Origin of the sequence: Paraburkholderia sp. BR10882 (genome assembly GCF_040948855.1) — a bacterium.
Lineage (GTDB): Bacteria > Pseudomonadota > Gammaproteobacteria > Burkholderiales > Burkholderiaceae > Paraburkholderia > Paraburkholderia nodosa_A.
In genome coordinates this window covers 647239-665103 of the sequence record NZ_JBFPKP010000001.1, presented here as the reverse complement: position 1 = coordinate 665103, position 17865 = coordinate 647239, and the positions used below count along the sequence as shown (strand labels likewise).

The window sequence follows — 17865 nt, the reverse complement described above, 5'->3', positions numbered from 1 at the left end:
CGGCGGCGCGCAATGATCGCCGCCGCGGTTTCGTCCATGATCGAGCCCGTTCTCACCACTTACGAGAAGGACTCCGATCATGAATGCCTCCACGAATTCGCGCGGCGTCGCCATCGTCACGGGCGCCTCGCGCGGCATCGGCGCCGCCATTGCCGAACGTCTCGCGCGCGACGGCTACGCCGTCGTCATCAACTACGCTTCGCGCAGCGCCGAAGCCGAGGCGCTCGTCGCGAAGATCGCGGCGGGCGGCGGTCGCGCGATTGCGGTGCAAGCGAACGTCGCGAAGGCCGACGACGTGCGCCGTCTCTTCGACACCACCGCCGAAACGCTGGGCCAGCCCACACTGCTCGTGAATAACGCGGGCATCATGAAGACGGTGACAGTTGCCGATTCAACCGACGCGATCTACGACGAAACGTTCGACATCAACGTGCGCGGCACGCTCAACACGCTGCGCGAAGCGGCGACGAAACTCGCGGATGGCGGCCGCGTGATCAACTTCTCGACCTCCGTGCTCGCGATGAATCTGCCGGGCTACGCGCTCTATACGGCCAGCAAGGCGGCCGTGGAGACGATCACGCGCGTGTTCGCACGCGAGCTGCGCGGCCGCTCGATCTGCGTGAACGCGGTGGCGCCGGGGCCGGTGGCGACAGAGCTATTCCTCAGCGGCAAGACCGAAGAACAGGTCCAGCATTTCGCGAACATGCCGCCGCTGCAGCGCCTCGGGCAACCCGACGACATTGCAAATGTCGTGTCGTTCCTCGCGGGCCCGGACGGCGGCTGGGTCAACGGCCAGGTGCTGCGCGCGAACGGCGGGATCGTCTGACACGCCGCCCGGCGTGGCTTCGCGGCAGAACCCGGGCGCGACGTGGTCTCAGGGCAAACCGCTGCGGCGTGAAACCGGCGGTCCCGGCCGGTGCTACACTCCGTGGTCGAAAAACGGTAGAAAGACAGAGCCGGAGGCATGGCGCGCCGGCTCATATTGCGCCCTCAACCACTCCAGACCATGTATCTGTCCATCCTCGCCGTCGGCATTGGCGGCGCGCTCGGCTCGCTGTTGCGCTGGGTTCTCGGGCTACGCCTGAATGCCCTCTACCCTGACCTGCCGCTCGGCACGCTTGCGTCGAACATCATCGCGGGCTATGTGATCGGCGTCGCAGTCGCCTATTTCGGGCGCATGCCCCAACTCTCCGCCGAATGGCGCCTCTTTGTCATTACCGGCTTGATGGGCGGCCTCTCCACGTTCTCGACCTTCTCAGCCGAAGTCGTTTCGCATCTGCAGCACGGACGTTTCGGCTGGGCCGCGGGCGAAATCGCCATTCACGTGTGCGCCTCGGTCGTCATGACGATCCTTGGCATTGCAACGGTATCGGCACTGGTTCGCTGATCGGCAACGAAAACGGCCGCGTTCGCCATTCGCGAAACGCGGCCGCATTAGTGATGCGACGGGAAGATCAGGCAGGACGCTGATACCCGCCCAGCAAACCGTTCTTCGAAAACACCCACTGCCACAACTGGATGTCGCGCGCGCGGAACGCTCCGGCGCACGAAAGCAGGTAGTAGCGCCACATGCGATAGAAGCGCTCGCCCATCTGCGCCTTGAAACGCGGCCACGCTGCCTCGAAATTCGCGTGCCAGGCCATCAGCGTGCGGTCGTAGTCGGCGCCGAAGTTATGCAGGTCTTCGGCCACGAACAGGCCGCCCGAAGCGTCGGCGATCTGGCCGATGGTCGGCAGCTCGCCGTTCGGGAAGATGTATTTGTCGATCCACGGATCGGGCGTGGTGTCGCGGCGGTTCTTGCCAATGGTGTGCAGTACGAACAGACCGTCGTCGGCAAGACAGCGGTGCGCGACTTCCATATAGGTGCGATAGTTCTTCGGGCCCACGTGCTCGAACATGCCAACGCTCGCAATGCGGTCGAACTTCTCGTCGAGCAACCGGTAGTCCTGCAGGCGGAATTCAACCGGCAGATCCTTGCAGCGCTCGGCGCCGAGCGCGGCCTGCTCCTTCGAGATCGTCACGCCCACGCACGACACGCCATAGTGTTCGGCCGCGAACTTCATAAGGCTGCCCCACCCGCAGCCGATGTCGAGCAGGCGCATGCCAGGCTTCAGGCCCAGCTTGCGGCAGATGAGATCGAGCTTGGCGTCCTGCGCCTCGTCGAGCGTTTTCGCGCCGCCCGACCAGTAGCCGCAGGTGTAGGCCATGTTCTTGTCGAGCATGGCCTCGTAGAACTCGTTGCCGATGTCGTAGTGCTGCTGGCCCACTTTCCATGCCCTGCGCACGGTCTGGCGGTTCATGAGGCGCGCCTTGAGCGCGTAGAAGACGAGACGGGAGGGATCGATCTGGTCGTCTAGATGCGCGCGCAACACATGTGCGAAGAATTCGTCGAGTTGCTCGCAATCCCACTGGCCGTCCATGTAGGCCTCGCCGAGGCCCAGGTTGCCGAGCGCCAATACGCGCTCGGGTAACTGCGGATCGTGGATGCGCATGTCCCACGGCCGTGTGCCGTTGAATTTCACGTCAGCGCGCGCCAATAGCTGGGCTATAAACCGCCAGGCCCCGGAAACGGTGGCCTCACGAACGGGTTGAGCTGCTTCGAGATCAGTCGTTGCCATACGTGCTCCATGCGGCAGGAGTCGGGTCCTTGGTACCTTGCTCCGATGCCATTCAAGAGGTTGCTATCAAGACATTCGTCGTCGCGCGCGCTGCGAGAAACTCTATGATGCACCTACTTCAAAAATTGTGCAGGAACACGCACAAGCCATACGGGGCGGGCCATAATCGCAAACTCGACGAAACCCATCGCCCTGGCGCCAGCAAACGGCGCGCCCGAACTGGAGATACCGACAATGGCCTACGACGACAAGAACATCTTCGCGCGCATCCTGCGCGGCGAAGCACCCTGCATCAAGGTGTACGAGGACGACGCTACGCTCGCGATCATGGACGTCATGCCTCAATCCGAAGGCCACCTGCTCGTGCTGCCGAAGGAAGGCGCCGAGTTCATCTATGAGCTTTCACTGGAAGCCGGCGCCGCCGCGATGGCGACGGTGCAGAAGATGGCGGTCGCGATGCGCAAGGTGCTTGCGCCCGAAGGCCTCTTGATCGCGCAGTTCAACGGCGCCGCCGCCGGGCAGACCGTACCGCACGTGCACTTCCACCTGATTCCGCGCCGCGCGGGCGAAGAACTGCGCCCGCATGCGCGTGAAATGGCCGACATGGCGCAGCTCGAAGCGCTGGCCGCGCGCATTCGCGCTGCACTGTAAGCAATATGTATTGCTAACGTTAGCTATTCTTGACGCTTAAACGCCGTCGAATTGCACGAATTCGTCGAGCGGGACCCGCGCCGAGCGCCACTGGTTGATGGGCGCGTCCGGGTCTTCGTGACCGATCGCCATGCCGCAGAACACCATGCGTTCGCGCGGCAACGCGAGAAACTGGCCAACGCTTTGCGCGTAGCGCGCCCAGCATTCCTGCGCGCAGCTATGCAGCCCGGCTTCGCGCAGGAGCAGCATCACCGTCTGCAGGAACATGCCGAGGTCGGCCCATTGCGGCGGCCCCATCTGACGATCTACGCTGCAAAAGAGCGCGAGCGGCGCGTCGAAAAACGCGTAGTTGCGCGCGAATTGCCGTAGCCTGCCCGGCCGGTCCTCGCGCGCGACGTCGATGCTGCGGTAAAGATCCTCGCCCACCCGATAACGACGCTCGCGATATGGCGAACCCAGCTCGCGCGGATACACGTCGTACTCCATCGGCTCGCCCGCAGGCACCTGCGCAATGCGATCGGCCATGATCGACTTGAGCTTCGCGAGCGATTCGCCGCCCACGACATGAACATGCCACGGCTGCAGATTGCCGCCCGAAGGCGCACGCGCAGCGGTATCGAGTACCCGGCGAATGACGGCGGGGTCCACCGGATCGGGCAAAAACTGGCGCACGGACTTGCGACTCGTGACGGCTTCGCTGACCTTCAAGCAGATTCTCCTCGGGGGATCGACGAAGCATTATCGGCGATCCCCCGCGCGGCTGCCGACGCACGCCGCTTGGCTCCGTTCTGGCGTCAGAACTTGTGACGGATACCCACTACGACAAGCGCCTGATTGCCGGCGCCCGAACTCACGCCGAAGTCGCCGATCGATGCCTGCGCAACGACACTCGAACCCTTTGCGTCGAGCGTGTGGCCACTCGCCTTCTGGTAACCGGCGAGCGCGTAGAGATCGGTGCGTTTGGAGAGCGAGTAGTCGCTGCCGAGGTTCACCTGGTTGTAGTGCGCTGACGAGGGCCCGGTGAGCGACGTGTAGTTGTAGCCCGCGCCCGCGCGCAGCGCCGGTGTGATCTGGTAATTCAGGAACGCCGAGCCGCTATTGAATTTGGCGGTTTGGTGGAAGGTCGAGTACGCATCGTTTGCGTATTGGGTGTTCGAGTAGGCCAGCCCGAAGCTCAATGCGCCCACCGCATAGCTGCCGCCTGCGCGCACGATCTGGATGGAGGTTGCGCTCGCAAAGCCCTGATTGATGACCGTGTTGAAGAGGCTATCCGAGCTGCTCGTCCAGCTGCGCACGCCGGCAGTGAGCGTGCTGCCGCCATTGGCGAAGAAATAGCCGGCCGCGAGCGAGAGCGGCCCGTTCGAGTAGGCGGCGCCGAAGCTGTAAGTCTGGCCGCTGCCGCTCGCGCCGGCCACGCCGCCAAAACCGTACAGCGCCTCGAACTGCAGCCCTGCGACGAGCGGGCTCGCGTACTTGACCGAGTTGCTCACGCGCAGGCTGTTGTCGTAGTTGTCGAGGTCGCCAGGCGTGCCGAACACGCCGCCGAACGGACCGTCAGCGGTGAGCGGCTGCACGAGATCGACGAGCGGATCGTACTGGCGGCCGAGCGTGAGCGTGCCCCACGTCGTGCTGGCAAGACCGACGATCGCCTTGCGCCCGAATTCGCGGCTGCCCTGCCCGAGCGCGCCGGTACCCACGTTGAAGCCGTTTTCGAGCTGGAAGATGGCGGCGAGGCCGTTGCCGAGATCCTCGGTGCCGCGCAGGCCCCAGCGGCTGCCCGAAAGGTTGCCGCTGCTGAGCTTGACGAGCGTGGACTGGTTCAGGCCGTTCGCGCCCTGGGCGTTGTGCACGTAAGCGAGGCCCGCGTCGACGATGCCGTAGAGTGTGACGCTGCTTTGCGCGTGGGCACTCGTGGCGATAGTGGCGCCCGACGCGGCGAAGGCGAGCGCGAGAGCGGCGGTTAGCGGGCGGCGTGTGAAGGAGGCGTTTTTGTTGTTCATGCGGGGCGTTCCGTTGCGTGTGGTGGTTGTCGCTACGCGGTCCTTGCGAGGCGGCTGCAAGGCCGGTGCGGCAACGTTACGGAATGCCCGGCAAGCGGGGAACGAACGAATTCTGCGTTGCTTAGGGTGCGCGAGGGACTTTGCAAAGCGCAGATCGTGCCAGGCGCTGCGCGAGCGCTTTCCTCCGGCGCGCGGAGTCTGCTATAATTCGCCTCCCGCCGGAGAGATGGATGAGCGGTTTAAGTCGCACGCCTGGAAAGCGTGTATAGGTTAATAGCCTATCGGGGGTTCGAATCCCCCTCTCTCCGCCAGAACAAAACGCCGAAACCCCGTAAGCGCAATGACTTACGGGGTTTTTGTTTTTCCAGCCCATCAAATAGCCCGCCAGAGAGGGGATAACGTGCGCGGGGCACGTCCAAACGCCCTCAATTACACCCGCTCACCGTGCAATACTTGTTGTACACGAGCCCTTTGCCATCCATCCCCGAGATCGTTCGCGTGCCGTTGCCGTAGTTCGTGATCGTCTCGGTCCACGTCGACCCATCGGCAGCCTGCCCGGTGATGAACGTCGTGTCGCCAATCGACGCGCCGGTCTGCTCCCAGGCCTCGCCCGGCAGCTTCTGCTGATACCCGTTGACGGTAGACGTATTGCCGAAGCGCTGCACCGTGTACGAATTGCCCGATTCGTCGACGCAGTTCTGGAAGGCATCGTTGCCCCAGCATTTGGCAAAAGCGGCGGGCGCCGTAAAGGCGCCGAAAATGATCAGGCTGAGTGCAACGCGCTTCAATGATTTCCCCGAGAAAACGCCCTTTTTCGGCTCGATTCACCACGAGTCCGAGGCCGGCGGCGCGCGAAATTGTACCGTAGCCGCCAGGGCGATCTACGGATGCGCCGGACACGCGTGCATCGCACGCTCCCGCTAGTTATCGGACAAAAAACGGATGACTTGATGGGCGCAACGAGAACAGCAGCGCCGCCGGTCGTTGAACACGCAACGTTGGAAGGAAGTCCGAATCGACCAGAACAGGCAAGCAGAAAAAGGCGTCGGGCCGCAGCCCGACGCCGAATTCCCGCGTACTGCTTCGAGGACCGGCGCGGGAACGAGAGGACTTCAGTATCGCCTCGCCCGCCCGTTTTTTAAGTGCTCGACCGCACACCGGCAATCAGGTCCCCACTCTCACGGATGGCGGATATAGTCCACCAGCGCGAGCGTATACGCGTCCGGCTTGCGATCGATGAGACTCACGCCGATCGCCACGAGAAAGCCTGCGGGCACACCGAACACGCCAGAGCTGATGGGCTCGATGCCAAACCATCGCGGGCCCGCGAAGCCCGTGAGCTGCGTGAAGAACGGGTACGTCGAGACGATGTAATAGACGCACACGGTCAGGCCCGCGATCATGCCGGCCACGGCGCCCAGGCGCGTCGTGCGCTTCCAGAACACGCCGAGCACAAGCACCGGAAAAAGACTCGACGCCGCGAGCGAAAACGCCGCCCCCACCAGAAAAAGAATGTTGCCCGCGTTGAGCGACGCCACATACGAGGCGAACAGCGCCACGCCGAGCAGCAGGATCTTCGACATCGTCACGCGCCGCTGGCTCGACGCGCCCGGACTGACCATGTGGTAGTACACGTCGTGTGAGAGCACGTTCGAGATCGTGAGCAGCAGACCGTCTGCGGTCGAAAGCGCAGCCGCGAGCGCACCCGATGCGATGAGCCCCGACATCACATACGGCAACCCCGCGATTTCCGGCGCAGCGAGTACCACCATGTCAGGCTGCATCTGGATATCGCTCCAGCGCACCACGCCGTCGTTGTTCATATCCGCAATGCTGATGAGGTATGGCTCGACGCGCCGCCATTGCATGACCCATTGCGGCAGATCGTCGAAGCGCTGCCCCACCAGATGCGTGAGGATCTCGAACTTGATCAGCACCGCGAGCACCGGCACGGTCAGATAGAAGAGCGCGACGAAAAAGAGCGTCCAGCCCACCGAGCGCCGAGCCGAGGCCACCGAGGTCGTCGTGTTGTAGCGAGTGAGGATGTGCGGCAGGCTCGCCGTGCCAAGCGAAAGACACAGGAGCAGCGACAGGAAGTTGCGTTGATGAATGCGCCGCTGGGCATCGTCGTCGGCGGGAAACGGTTCGTTCATCGGCACGGGCGGCGCGGCGCGCTCGAGCAGGTCGTCGCGCTGGCGCGTCCACACCATGCGTGCGGCATCCACGTCGCGCGGGAAGGCGCTCAATTCACGTTCGAGCGAATCGATATCGCGCAGCGGGCCGTTGTGACGGCGCAGGTTCGCAAGCGATTCGACGAGGTGCGTCTTCTCCGCAACGTACGACTGCGGCAGCGTGTCGAGCCGCGTCTGCCATTGCGCCGCGCGCTCGCGGTAAGCGTCGCGCACGGTGGCTTCGGTGCTTGCACCGCGCACGTCATGCTCGAGCGCTTCCACGCGCTGCATCACGTTGCCGTAGTCGACTTGCGGCAGCCAGCCGAGGCCGTCGCGATGCGCGATCAGCGAGACCGGAATCAGAATGGCCGCGATGAGAATGATGTATTGCGCGACCTGCGTCCACGTCACGGCGCGCATACCGCCGAGAAACGAACACACGAGAATGCCCGCCAGCCCGCAGAAAATGCCGATGGCGAAATCCACGCCGATGAAGCGCGTGGCGATCAGCCCCACGCCCTGGATCTGCGCGACGAGATAGACGAACGAGCAGAGGATGGTCGCGAGCACGGCGAGCGCACGCACGAGGTTGCTCGAAAAGCGCGTGCCGAGGAAGTCGGGGATCGTGTAGCGCGCGAGCTTGCGCACATACGGCGCCAGCAGGAAGGCGACGAGGCAGTAGCCGCCCGTCCACCCCATCAGGTAAGCGAGGCCGTCGTAGCCGCTCGCGTAGAGCGAACCCGCAAGGCCGATGAACGACGCGGCGGAAAGCCAGTCGGCGGCCGTCGCCATGCCATTGAAGAACGACGGCACACGCCGCCCCGCCACGTAGTATTCGACGAGGTCCGAGGTGCGCGAAAGCAGCCCGATCACCGCATATACCGCGATCGGCACGAACAGGAACACATAGCCGATCCACATGCCGGGGCCGGTGGAAAGCTCGATACGCCACATCACGTAAACGAAGGCGAGAAAGCCGAGCGTGTACAACGCATAGGAGCGTATGAGCCGGTGCGCAAGCCTCATCGTTGCTGTGCCTTGCTGGCTTCGCGAATGGCGATGTCGGCTTCGAGCGCGGCTTGCAGTACGCGGTCGGCGCGCTGCATCAGCACGATATAGATCGCCACGAGCAGCACGTAGAGCAGGATCGCCCCCTGTGCGCCGAGGTAGAACGGCAGGCTGAAGCCTGCGAAGCGCAAGTCGGCGAGCTGCCGCGCAAAGAGCGGCGCGACGAACGAGACCAGGAAGCCGATCGTCATGAGCACGGCGATCAGCGCGAGATTGAAGCGCCAGTAGCGCCGATGCGCGCGCGCCATCGCCTCGCTCACCGGAGGTGGCTCAGGCAATGGATTGAGATTGTTCTGCGGAGTCGTGTGTGGCGCGGCCATGCGCCTGTGTAGCAAAAACGCGTAGGGCCGGCAATCGGGGGCAATGCGGGGATCGATGCGGCGCGCGGCGCCAGGCAAGGCGCCGCGCGAGCCTCGGCGTTTAGAGCGATTCGCCGAGCTGGTCCAGAATCGCCGGGTTTTCCAGCGTGGAGACGTCCTGCGTGATCGCCTCGCCCTTCGCGAGCGAGCGCAGCAGACGGCGCATGATCTTGCCCGAGCGCGTCTTCGGCAGGTTCTCGCCGAAGCGGATGTCGCGGGGCTTGGCGATCGGCCCGATCTCCTTGCCCACCCAGGCGCGCAGATCGTTGGCGAGCTTCACGGCCTCGTCGCCCTGCGGACGCGTGGCCTTGAGCACCACGAACGCCACCACGGCTTCGCCGGTGGTGTCGTCGGGGCGGCCCACCACGGCGGCTTCGGCCACGAGCGGATTCGCCACCAGCGCCGACTCGATCTCCATCGTGCCGAGGCGGTGGCCCGAGACGTTCAGCACGTCGTCGATACGGCCCATGATCGTGAAGTAGCCCGTGTCCTTGTCGCGCACGCTGCCGTCGCCGGCCAGATACAGCTTGCCGCCGAGCTCCTCGGGGAAGTAGCCCGACTTGTAGCGCTCGGGTTGTCCCCAGACGTTGCGGATCATTGCGGGCCACGGACGCTTCACGACGAGAATGCCGCCCTGCCCGTTCGGCACGTCCTGGCCGGTTTCGTCGACGATCGCGGCCATGATGCCCGGTAGCGGCAGCGTGCACGAACCCGGCACGAGCGGCGTCGCGCCCGGCAGCGGCGTGATCATGTGGCCGCCGGTTTCGGTTTGCCACCACGTGTCGACGATCGGGCAGCGCTTGGCGCCCACGTTTTCGTAGTACCACATCCACGCTTCGGGATTGATCGGCTCGCCGACCGTGCCGAGAATGCGCAGCGAAGAAAGGTCATAGCTCTTCGGGTGCACCTTCGAATCGGCTTCGGATGCCTTGATGAGCGAGCGGATCGCCGTGGGCGCGGTATAGAACACCGTGACCTTGTGCTTGGCGATCATGTCCCAGAAGCGGCCGGCGTTCGGGTACGTGGGCACGCCTTCGAACACGACCTGGGTCGCGCCGATCGTGAGCGGGCCATAGGCGATGTAGCTGTGGCCCGTGATCCAGCCGATGTCGGCCGTGCACCAGAACACGTCCGAGGGCTTGTGATCGAAAGTCCACTTCATCGTTTGCGCGGCCCACAGCAGGTAGCCGCCCGTACTGTGCTGCACGCCCTTCGGTTTGCCCGTCGAGCCCGACGTATAGAGGATGAAGAGCGGATGTTCCGCGCCCACCGGCACCGGCGCGCACGTGTCGCTCTCGGCCGCCGAAAGCTCGTGCATCCACTGGTCGCGGCCTTCGTGCCATGTAACCTTGCCGCCCGTGCGCTTGTAGACGATCACGCTGTGCACCGCTTCGCAGCCGCCCATGGCGAGCGCTTCGTCGGCGATGTTCTTCAGCGGCAGCGCCTTGCCGCCGCGCATCTGTTCGTCGGCGGTGATGAGCGCGACCGCGCCCACGTCGACCATGCGTTCGTTGAGCGACTTCGACGAGAAGCCGCCGAACACGACCGAGTGCGTCGCGCCAATGCGTGCACAAGCCTGCATCGCGACCACGCCTTCCACCGACATCGGCATGTAGATGACCACGCGGTCGCCCTTCTTCACGCCGCGTTTCTTCAGCGCATTGGCGAAGCGCGACACGCGCGCGAGCAGATCCTTGTAGGTGACGTTCGTGACGGTGCCGTCGTCGGCTTCGAAGACGATCGCGACGCGCTCGCCATTGCCCGCCTCGACGTGGCGGTCGAGGCTGTTGTACGAGGCATTGAGTTCGCCGTCTTCGAACCACGTGTAGAACGGCGCCTTCGATTCGTCGAGCACCTTCGTGAAGGGCTTTTGCCAGCTCAGGGTTTCGCGCGCGAGGCGCGCCCAGAAGCCTTCGTAATCGCGTTCGGCTTCGGCGCACAGCGCCTTGTATGCGTCCATGCCGGACACCGTGGCGCCAGCCACCGTTTGCTCGGAAGGCGCAAAGACGCGGCGTTCCTGAAGAACCGATTCAATCGCAGACATCGACAACCCCTTGGTGAAGATGAAACGTCAAACTCGTGGACACGCATGAGCATCTTCAATGCCCGTGCGCGCCGTCTCCGTGCGCCGCCGCCCGCATGCGGGCACGGCGCTATTGGCTTGCGCCGGGAGCCGCCATTGTGGCATCCGGCATGCATGGGCGCGCGATACAGGCACGATCGTGCGCGATCTTCGCAAACTACCCATGCCGGCAAGATTAAGCGTAGCAACTTACCAGCCACTTACGCGCGCTCATGCAGCGGCGCGCCATGGCACGCAAGTAAGCAGACATTTAGAATGCTAACTGAACTGCGCACCCGGATTCCAGCTTGAATCGCTATTCCCTGTTTCTCATTGCCTCGATGCTGCTCGTGGGCAGCAACGTCGGCATCGGCAAATCGATTGTCGCCTTCATTCCCGTTCCCCTCTTCGCGCTGCTGCGCTTCGTGATCGCGCTCGCGGTACTGGGCCCGCTCTTGCGTCGCTCCAAAATGCAACAGGTGAAGCGCGGCGAATGGATCAATCTGTTCCTCCAGGCGCTGTTTGGGACATTCGGGTTTACGCTGCTGATGCTCGGCGGCGTGCATCGCACGAGCGCGGTCGCGGCCGGCGTCATCACGAGCACGATCCCCGCCGTGGTCGCCCTCTTCTCCTGGCTTTTCCTGCGCGAGCGCCCCGACGCACGCGCACTCGCTTCCATCGTGCTCGCCATTGCGGGCATCGCGGTCATCAATTTCGCGCACGTGGGCGGCGGTGGCGACCCCGGCGCCAGTTCGTTGATCGGCAACCTGATGGTGCTCGGCGCGGTGTGCTGCGAATCGCTCTATGTGATCCTGTCGCGCCGTCTCACCCAAACGCTCGCGCCGCTCGACATCTGCGCGTACACACACCTGTTCGGGCTTTTGCTGATGCTGCCCGTGGGTCTGCCGGGCGCACTGTCGTTCGATTTCGCGAGCGTCCCTTCGGGCATCTGGTCGCTGGCGCTCTGGTACGGGCTTTCGGCAAGCGTGTTCTCGTTCTGTCTCTGGATGATGGGCATACGCCATGTGCCGGGCAGCATCGCCGGCGTGTTCACGGCCGTGCTGCCGGTCGCGGCAGCCGTGTACGGCATCGCGTTTCTCGGCGAGCGCCCCACGCCCGCGCACGGCATTGCTCTCGCCTGCGTGGTGGCCGGCATCGGCCTCGCGAGCCTCAAGATCAGGCGCCTGCCGCCGGTGGCCTCGTGACCATTCCGTAATGCGATTGAAAGTATCGGGCGCGGGCGGCGCTGCCGCAATCCCGGCGAGCCCTTCCTGCGACGCTGTACAATAGCGCCCGCCCGGCCCCTCGCGCGCGCCTTCTGGCCCTAACCAGACGGCCCCGCTTGAGCAGCCCCGCTTGAGCAGCCCCGCTTAGGCAGCCCCACTTAGGCAGCCCCGCCCGAATTCGCCATCGTGATTGCCCATGTCCGCCGCACGCCCCCAGCCGCCTTCCGCCGCCGCCCCGGGTAAAGCCCGTCGCCGCATGCGTCCGTTGCCCAGCATCATCTTCATGAGCCGCTGGCTGCAGGTGCCGCTCTACCTGGGCCTGATCGTCGCGCAAGCCGTGTACTGCGTGCTGTTCCTCAAGGAGGTCTGGCACCTCGTGAGCCACGCCACCACGCTCGACGAAACGAGCATCATGCTGGCCGTGCTCGGCCTGATCGACGTGGTGATGATCTCGAACCTGCTCATCATGGTGATCGTGGGCGGCTACGAGACCTTCGTCTCGCGCCTGAATCTCGAAGGCCATCCCGACGAGCCCGAATGGCTCGACCACGTGAACGCCGGCGTGCTCAAGGTGAAGCTCGCCATGGCGCTCATCAGCATTTCGTCGATCCACCTGCTCAAGACCTTCATCAATCCGGACGCCGCTTCGGCGCATACGGTGATGTGGCAGGTGATCATCCACGTGGCGTTCCTCGCCTCCGCGCTCGTGATGGCGTGGATCGACCGCATCACCACGCATACGCACCCCGAACACTATCAGGAGCTCGCCGCGCGCCATCCAGCGCCAGGCGGGCACGCCGCTGCGCGTCGAGCGGTTCCCGAGCACGCCGAGTCCGACTGAACCGCGCACACGGCAGACATGATTCAAAACACCCGTCCCCACAGAAGCTAGCCATGACCGTCATCAAACAGGAAGACCTCATCCAGAGCATTGCGGATTCGCTGCAATACATCAGCTACTACCATCCGCAGGACTACATCGAGGCGCTCGGCCGCGCCTACGAACTCGAAGAGAGCCCGGCCGCGAAGGACGCGATCGCGCAGATCCTCACCAACAGCCGCATGTGCGCCGAGGGCCGTCGCCCGATCTGCCAGGACACCGGCATCGTCACGATCTTTGTGAAGGTCGGCATGGACGTGCGTTGGGGCGGCGCCACGATGGGCGTGACCGACATGATCAACGAAGGCGTGCGCCGCGGTTACCTGAACCCGGACAACGTGCTGCGCGCCTCGATCGTGAGCCCGCCCGAAGGCGGCCGCAAGAACACGAAGGACAACACGCCGGCCGTGATCCACTACGAGATCGTGCCGGGCGACAAGGTCGACGTGCAGGTCGCAGCCAAGGGCGGCGGCTCGGAGAACAAGTCGAAGTTCGTGATGCTGAACCCCTCCGACTCGATCGTCGACTGGGTGCTCAAGACCGTGCCGACGATGGGCGCGGGCTGGTGCCCGCCGGGCATGCTCGGCATCGGCATCGGCGGCACCGCCGAAAAGGCGATGCTGATGGCGAAGGAATCGCTCATGGAATCCATCGACATCCAGGACATCATCAAGCGCGGCCCGAAGGACTGGATCGAAGAGCTGCGCGTGGAACTGCACGAGAAGGTCAACGCGCTCGGCATCGGCGCGCAGGGTCTGGGCGGTCTCGCCACCGTGCTCGACGTCAAGATCATGGCCACGGCCACGCACGCGGCTTCGAAGCCCGTCGCGATGATCCCGAACTGCGCCGCCACGCGCCACGCGCACTTCGTGCTCGACGGCTCGGGCCCGGCAAAGCTCGAAGCGCCCTCGCTCGACGCATGGCCGAAGGTCAACTGGGAACCGAACACGGAAACGAGCAAGCGCGTCGACCTCAACACGCTCACGCCGGAAGAAGTCGCTTCGTGGAAGCCGGGCCAGACGCTCCTGCTCTCGGGCAAGATGCTCACGGGCCGCGACGCGGCGCACAAGCGCATCGCCGACATGCTCGCGAAAGGCGAGAAGCTGCCGGTGGACTTCAAGAACCGTGTGATTTACTACGTCGGCCCGGTCGATCCGGTGCGCGACGAAGTGGTCGGCCCGGCAGGTCCCACCACGGCCACGCGCATGGACAAGTTCACGGAGCTGATGCTCTCGCAAACGGGCCTCATTTCGATGGTCGGGAAGGCCGAGCGCGGCCCGGTCGCCATCGAGGCGATCAAGAAGCACAAGGCGGCTTACCTGATGGCGGTGGGCGGCGCGGCTTACCTCGTGTCGAAGGCGATCCGCGGCTCGAAGGTCCTCGCGTTCGAAGACCTCGGCATGGAAGCCATCTACGAGTTCGACGTCCAGGACATGCCGGTGACGGTCGCCGTGGATTCGTCGGGCACCTCGGTCCACAAGACCGGCCCCGCCGAATGGCAGGCGAAGATCGGCAAGATTCCGGTCGCCACGGTTTGATGTCTGCCTGATGCCTGTTTAAAAACCGGGGCCGCGCGCCCCGGTTTTTTTTGCATCACGCGAGGCGTACTGAGATTAGTTCCCAGCACTGAGTAAATCGCCGATATACACCGCAATTCAATGTGGATTCGGCCTTGGCTTTTGTGTATTGAGCGTTTATTGTTGGAAACCAGTCACCGCCCCACAAAGAAAGGAAAGACTATGCAAGGCGACAAGAAGGTCATCGAATATCTGAACGCGCAGCTCAAGAACGAGCTCACGGCTATCAATCAGTATTTCCTGCATGCCCGCATGTACAAGCACTGGGGCCTCGAGAAACTCGGCAAGCATGAATATGACGAATCGATCGGCGAAATGAAACATGCCGATATGCTCATCGAGCGTATTTTCATGCTCGACGGTCTGCCGAACCTCCAGGACCTGCATAAGTTGTTGATTGGCGAAGAAACCGGGGAAATTCTCGAGTGCGATTTGAAGCTCGAACAGATTTCCCAGTCCACCTGCAAGGAAGCCATTGTTTATTGCGAATCGGTGCGCGACTTCGTTTCGCGAGAGATTTTCGTGACGATTCTCGAAGACACCGAAGAGCACATCGACTGGCTCGAAACGCAGATCGACCTCATCGGCAAGATCGGCATCCAGAATTACCAGCAGTCGGCCATGGGTTCGGTAGAATCCTGATCGCGCGCCTCGCGCCCGCGCGCATCCGTCCGCCTTGCGGGTGCGCCTCAACCCTTTTGCGCCCATCCCCGTGAACCTTCCGGCCTCATCCAGCGCTGCGCCCATCGGCATCTTCGACTCTGGCCTCGGCGGCCTGTCGGTGCTGCGCGCCGTGCGTGCGCTACTGCCCGCCGAGCGGCTAGTGTATGCCGCCGACTCGCGCTACGCCCCCTACGGCCAGCGCGACGACGACTTCATCGCCGACCGCACGCTCGCGATCTGCGAATGGCTCGTGGCGCAGGGCGCGAAGGCGCTGGTGGTGGCCTGCAACACGGCGACGGCGCAGTCCATCGCGCTCGTGCGCGAGCGGCTCTCCATCCCGCTCATCGGGGTGGAGCCGGGGATCAAACCGGCGGCGCTGGTTTCCAAATCGCGCGTAGCGGGTGTGCTCGCCACCCAGGTCACGCTGCGCAGCGCGCGCTTTCAGGCGCTCGTGGAGCGCCACGCAGCCGACCTGCGCGTGCTGTGCCAGCCGGGCCATGGCCTCGTGGAGGCCGTGGAGCGCTGCGACATCGGTTCGGCCGACTTGCTCGCGCTACTGCGCGCATACGTCGAGCCCATGCTCGACGCGGGCGCGGACACGCTCGTGCTCGGCTGCACGCACTACCCGTTTCTCGACACGGCGATCCGCTCGATCGTCGGGGAACGGATGACGCTCGTCGACACGAGCGTCGCCATCGCGCGGCAGCTCGAACGCGTGCTCGACCAGCACGGCCTGCGCGCTAGCGGCGAGCCTGCCGGCGCGGGCGGCGACGAGATTCGCTTTTGCTCGACGAGCGACGGCGCGCACCTGCACGAACTGGCGGCCGCGCTGCTGGGTCTCGACGCCCCTGTCGAGCGCGTAGTCATCCCCTCGCGCCGCTCGCGGGAACTGGAAGCGAACGCCGCCTGACGCACCGGCGCCTCACACCGCGCGTGATACGAAGTTCGCGATTCGCGCCTCGCCCGGAAGAGCGCGTTTCAACCCCGTTTCCGCCTATCCGACTCACTCGCCTCGTTCCGCCTGGCTCCTGCCAGGAGTCTCCTGGTGAGCTCCCGCGGCAATGCTCAATCCTGCTGACAGTCACGCAACGGCTAACCGCTAGCCGGCCCGTCAAACGCCTTGACGAGCGCTCTACAAGGCTTGCCTTTTCCTGACGCAAAGCAAAACCCCTGCTAACCATCCGGTTTTGTTACAAAAAATCCGCCTCCGCGCTTGCCAAACCCAGCAAACATAATGATAATAATTCGCATTAACTCTCTCTATTGCGGTCCATCATGATTGTCTGCGTTTGCAAATCCGTCTCCGACCGGACGATCCGCGCCTCCATTCAGGAAGGCATGGATTCTTTCGACGAGCTGCAGTTCGAGCTCGGCGTCGCGACCTGCTGCGGCAAGTGCGAAGAATCCGTTCGTGACGTGATGGCGCAAAGCGGTGTCTGTGCGAGCCGCTGCGGGGTCACGCAACCGGCGCACCCCGCCGTGGTCCCCCATGCGGTTCCGCTCACGTTTTACGAGCGCAAGGCTGCCTGAAGCCATGGCGCGCATCCGGCCACCGATGCGCGCCCGCCCCGTCCGCCCGTTTAGCCGGCGGCGCCTCAGGCGCCACGCGCCGCGGACGTCAAATCGCCGCCGACAGCAAGCCCGTCTCCCGACCAGCCAGCTACCGCTCGTACCCATCAAAGGAGGTCGTGATGGAATTGCTGCTCGGATTCGTAACGACGTTGTGCATCTCGCTGTTGATCTTTCGCAAATAAAGCTGCCCGACACGACGCGTAGGTTTGCCTGCGCGCCGTCGTCCGCATGGCAGCCACGCTAAACATGCAGGCTTTCCAAACCACCACTGGCACGCTGCCGTCTCCCTCCGTTCGCGTCAACCGCCGTGTCGTCACCGCGAGCGCGATCGTGGTCGCGCTGCACGCCGCGCTCATCGCCGTCGTGCTGATGAAGCGCGAACCCGTGACGCCTGTCGCGCTCCAGTCGCAGACGATGATGGCCGAACTGCTCAAGCCCGAACCGGTCGCCGCCCCCGCTGCGATTCAGTCCACGCCCACGCCGCCTCCGCCCAAGCCGGTCCCGCACGTGGCGCGCGAGAAGCCGAAAGTTCAGCCCAAGCCCAAGCCAACACCGCTGCCCGTGGCCGAAACGCCCTCGCAGCACGCGATCGAATCGGCCGCGCCCACGGCACCCACGCCGCCGGCTCCCACGCCGCCCGCACCGGCACCGCAAGCCGCGGCGGCCACCGACGCCAAGCCGACCATGGCGCTCTCGGCGCCGAAGAACGTCTCGCACCTCGACTGCCGCATCGTGCAGCCCGACTATCCGACGCTCTCGCGCCGGCGCGGCGAAACCGGCACGGCATTCGTGCACTTCGTCGTGGGCCTCACGGGCAAGATCGAGAACATCGAGCTGAAGAAGTCGAGCGGCTCCACCCGCCTCGATGACGCCGCGCTCGACGCGATGCGCCAAAGCTCGTGCAAGCCGTACCTGGAAAACGGCGAAGCCGTCCGCGCGGCCTACACGCAACCATTCGAGTTCAGCCTGAACAATTGACGGGCTGAAGTCACACGCTTTCATGAATTGAATAAAGAGG

General features: G+C 64.3%; 17 protein-coding genes and 1 tRNA gene. 11 read left to right on the top strand and 7 right to left on the bottom strand.

Annotated features, from left to right (window positions below; genetic code table 11):
- Positions 1–79: 79 nt before the first annotated feature.
- Together AB3X99_RS03095 and crcB are read left to right on the top strand one after the other, a co-directional pair.
- Entirely contained in the window at positions 80–826 is a 747-nt protein-coding gene (locus tag AB3X99_RS03095) for an SDR family oxidoreductase (RefSeq protein WP_368616082.1), read from the top strand.
- Between the two features lie 180 nt (positions 827–1006).
- Positions 1007–1387 (top strand): fluoride efflux transporter CrcB, encoded by a 381-nt coding sequence (crcB, locus tag AB3X99_RS03090; RefSeq protein WP_342945518.1) that lies wholly within the window; start codon positions 1007–1009, stop codon positions 1385–1387.
- A 67-nt stretch (positions 1388–1454) separates the two neighbouring features.
- On the opposite strand, the gene cfa is transcribed toward crcB, so the two are convergent.
- Positions 1455–2618 (bottom strand): cyclopropane fatty acyl phospholipid synthase, encoded by a 1164-nt coding sequence (cfa, locus tag AB3X99_RS03085; RefSeq protein ID WP_083245106.1) that lies wholly within the window; start codon positions 2616–2618, stop codon positions 1455–1457.
- A 234-nt stretch (positions 2619–2852) separates the two neighbouring features.
- Here cfa and AB3X99_RS03080 point away from each other — a divergent pair, with 234 nt between their 5' ends.
- Positions 2853–3269, top strand: a complete 417-nt coding sequence (locus AB3X99_RS03080) for an HIT family protein (RefSeq protein WP_069262497.1) — start codon at positions 2853–2855, stop codon at positions 3267–3269.
- A 36-nt stretch (positions 3270–3305) separates the two neighbouring features.
- Here the strand turns inward: AB3X99_RS03080 and AB3X99_RS03075 are convergent, their stop codons facing one another.
- Positions 3306–3977, bottom strand: a complete 672-nt coding sequence (locus AB3X99_RS03075; RefSeq protein WP_342945516.1) for a nitroreductase — start codon at positions 3975–3977, stop codon at positions 3306–3308.
- An 86-nt stretch (positions 3978–4063) separates the two neighbouring features.
- Positions 4064–5269, bottom strand: a complete 1206-nt coding sequence (locus AB3X99_RS03070; protein WP_368616080.1) for a porin — start codon at positions 5267–5269, stop codon at positions 4064–4066.
- A 220-nt stretch (positions 5270–5489) separates the two neighbouring features.
- Here AB3X99_RS03070 and AB3X99_RS03065 point away from each other — a divergent pair.
- A tRNA-Ser gene (locus AB3X99_RS03065) sits at positions 5490–5580 on the top strand.
- Positions 5581–5694: 114 nt separating this feature from the next.
- On the opposite strand, the gene AB3X99_RS03060 is transcribed toward AB3X99_RS03065, so the two are convergent.
- The 4 genes from AB3X99_RS03060 to acs form a co-directional block, all read right to left on the bottom strand.
- Positions 5695–6057: a hypothetical protein gene (locus tag AB3X99_RS03060; protein ID WP_083245108.1), complete on the bottom strand. Its 363-nt coding sequence runs from the start codon at positions 6055–6057 to the stop codon at positions 5695–5697.
- 390 nt (positions 6058–6447) lie between these two features.
- On the bottom strand, positions 6448–8466 hold the full coding sequence (locus tag AB3X99_RS03055) for a VC_2705 family sodium/solute symporter (protein ID WP_342945487.1): 2019 nt from the start codon (positions 8464–8466) through the stop codon (positions 6448–6450).
- Positions 8463–8828, bottom strand: a complete 366-nt coding sequence (locus tag AB3X99_RS03050; protein WP_083245109.1) for a DUF4212 domain-containing protein — start codon at positions 8826–8828, stop codon at positions 8463–8465. Before AB3X99_RS03050 ends, AB3X99_RS03055 begins: the two co-directional genes overlap by 4 nt.
- Before the next feature lie 100 nt (positions 8829–8928).
- Entirely contained in the window at positions 8929–10911 is a 1983-nt protein-coding gene (acs, locus tag AB3X99_RS03045; protein WP_368616079.1) for an acetate--CoA ligase, read from the bottom strand.
- A 326-nt stretch (positions 10912–11237) separates the two neighbouring features.
- Between acs and AB3X99_RS03040 the strand changes: the two genes are divergently transcribed.
- The 7 genes from AB3X99_RS03040 to AB3X99_RS03010 all read left to right on the top strand — a co-directional run bounded on the left by AB3X99_RS03040 (position 11238) and on the right by AB3X99_RS03010 (position 17825).
- Positions 11238–12134 carry a DMT family transporter gene (locus tag AB3X99_RS03040; RefSeq protein ID WP_368616078.1) on the top strand — a complete coding sequence of 299 codons (897 nt, stop codon included), beginning with the start codon at positions 11238–11240 and terminating at the stop codon, positions 12132–12134.
- A gap of 217 nt (positions 12135–12351) precedes the next feature.
- Entirely contained in the window at positions 12352–12996 is a 645-nt protein-coding gene (locus AB3X99_RS03035; protein WP_069262503.1) for a TIGR00645 family protein, read from the top strand.
- Positions 12997–13049: 53 nt separating this feature from the next.
- Entirely contained in the window at positions 13050–14573 is a 1524-nt protein-coding gene (locus AB3X99_RS03030; protein WP_368616077.1) for a fumarate hydratase, read from the top strand.
- A gap of 201 nt (positions 14574–14774) precedes the next feature.
- Positions 14775–15254, top strand: a complete 480-nt coding sequence (bfr, locus tag AB3X99_RS03025; RefSeq protein WP_342945484.1) for a bacterioferritin — start codon at positions 14775–14777, stop codon at positions 15252–15254.
- A 70-nt stretch (positions 15255–15324) separates the two neighbouring features.
- Positions 15325–16185, top strand: coding sequence for a glutamate racemase (gene murI / locus AB3X99_RS03020; RefSeq protein WP_256094518.1), 861 nt, complete (start codon positions 15325–15327; stop codon positions 16183–16185).
- A 365-nt stretch (positions 16186–16550) separates the two neighbouring features.
- Positions 16551–16805, top strand: a complete 255-nt coding sequence (locus AB3X99_RS03015) for a bacterioferritin-associated ferredoxin (protein ID WP_028208420.1) — start codon at positions 16551–16553, stop codon at positions 16803–16805.
- A 288-nt stretch (positions 16806–17093) separates the two neighbouring features.
- Positions 17094–17825 (top strand): energy transducer TonB, encoded by a 732-nt coding sequence (locus AB3X99_RS03010; RefSeq protein WP_368616076.1) that lies wholly within the window; start codon positions 17094–17096, stop codon positions 17823–17825.
- Positions 17826–17865 lie beyond the last annotated feature (40 nt).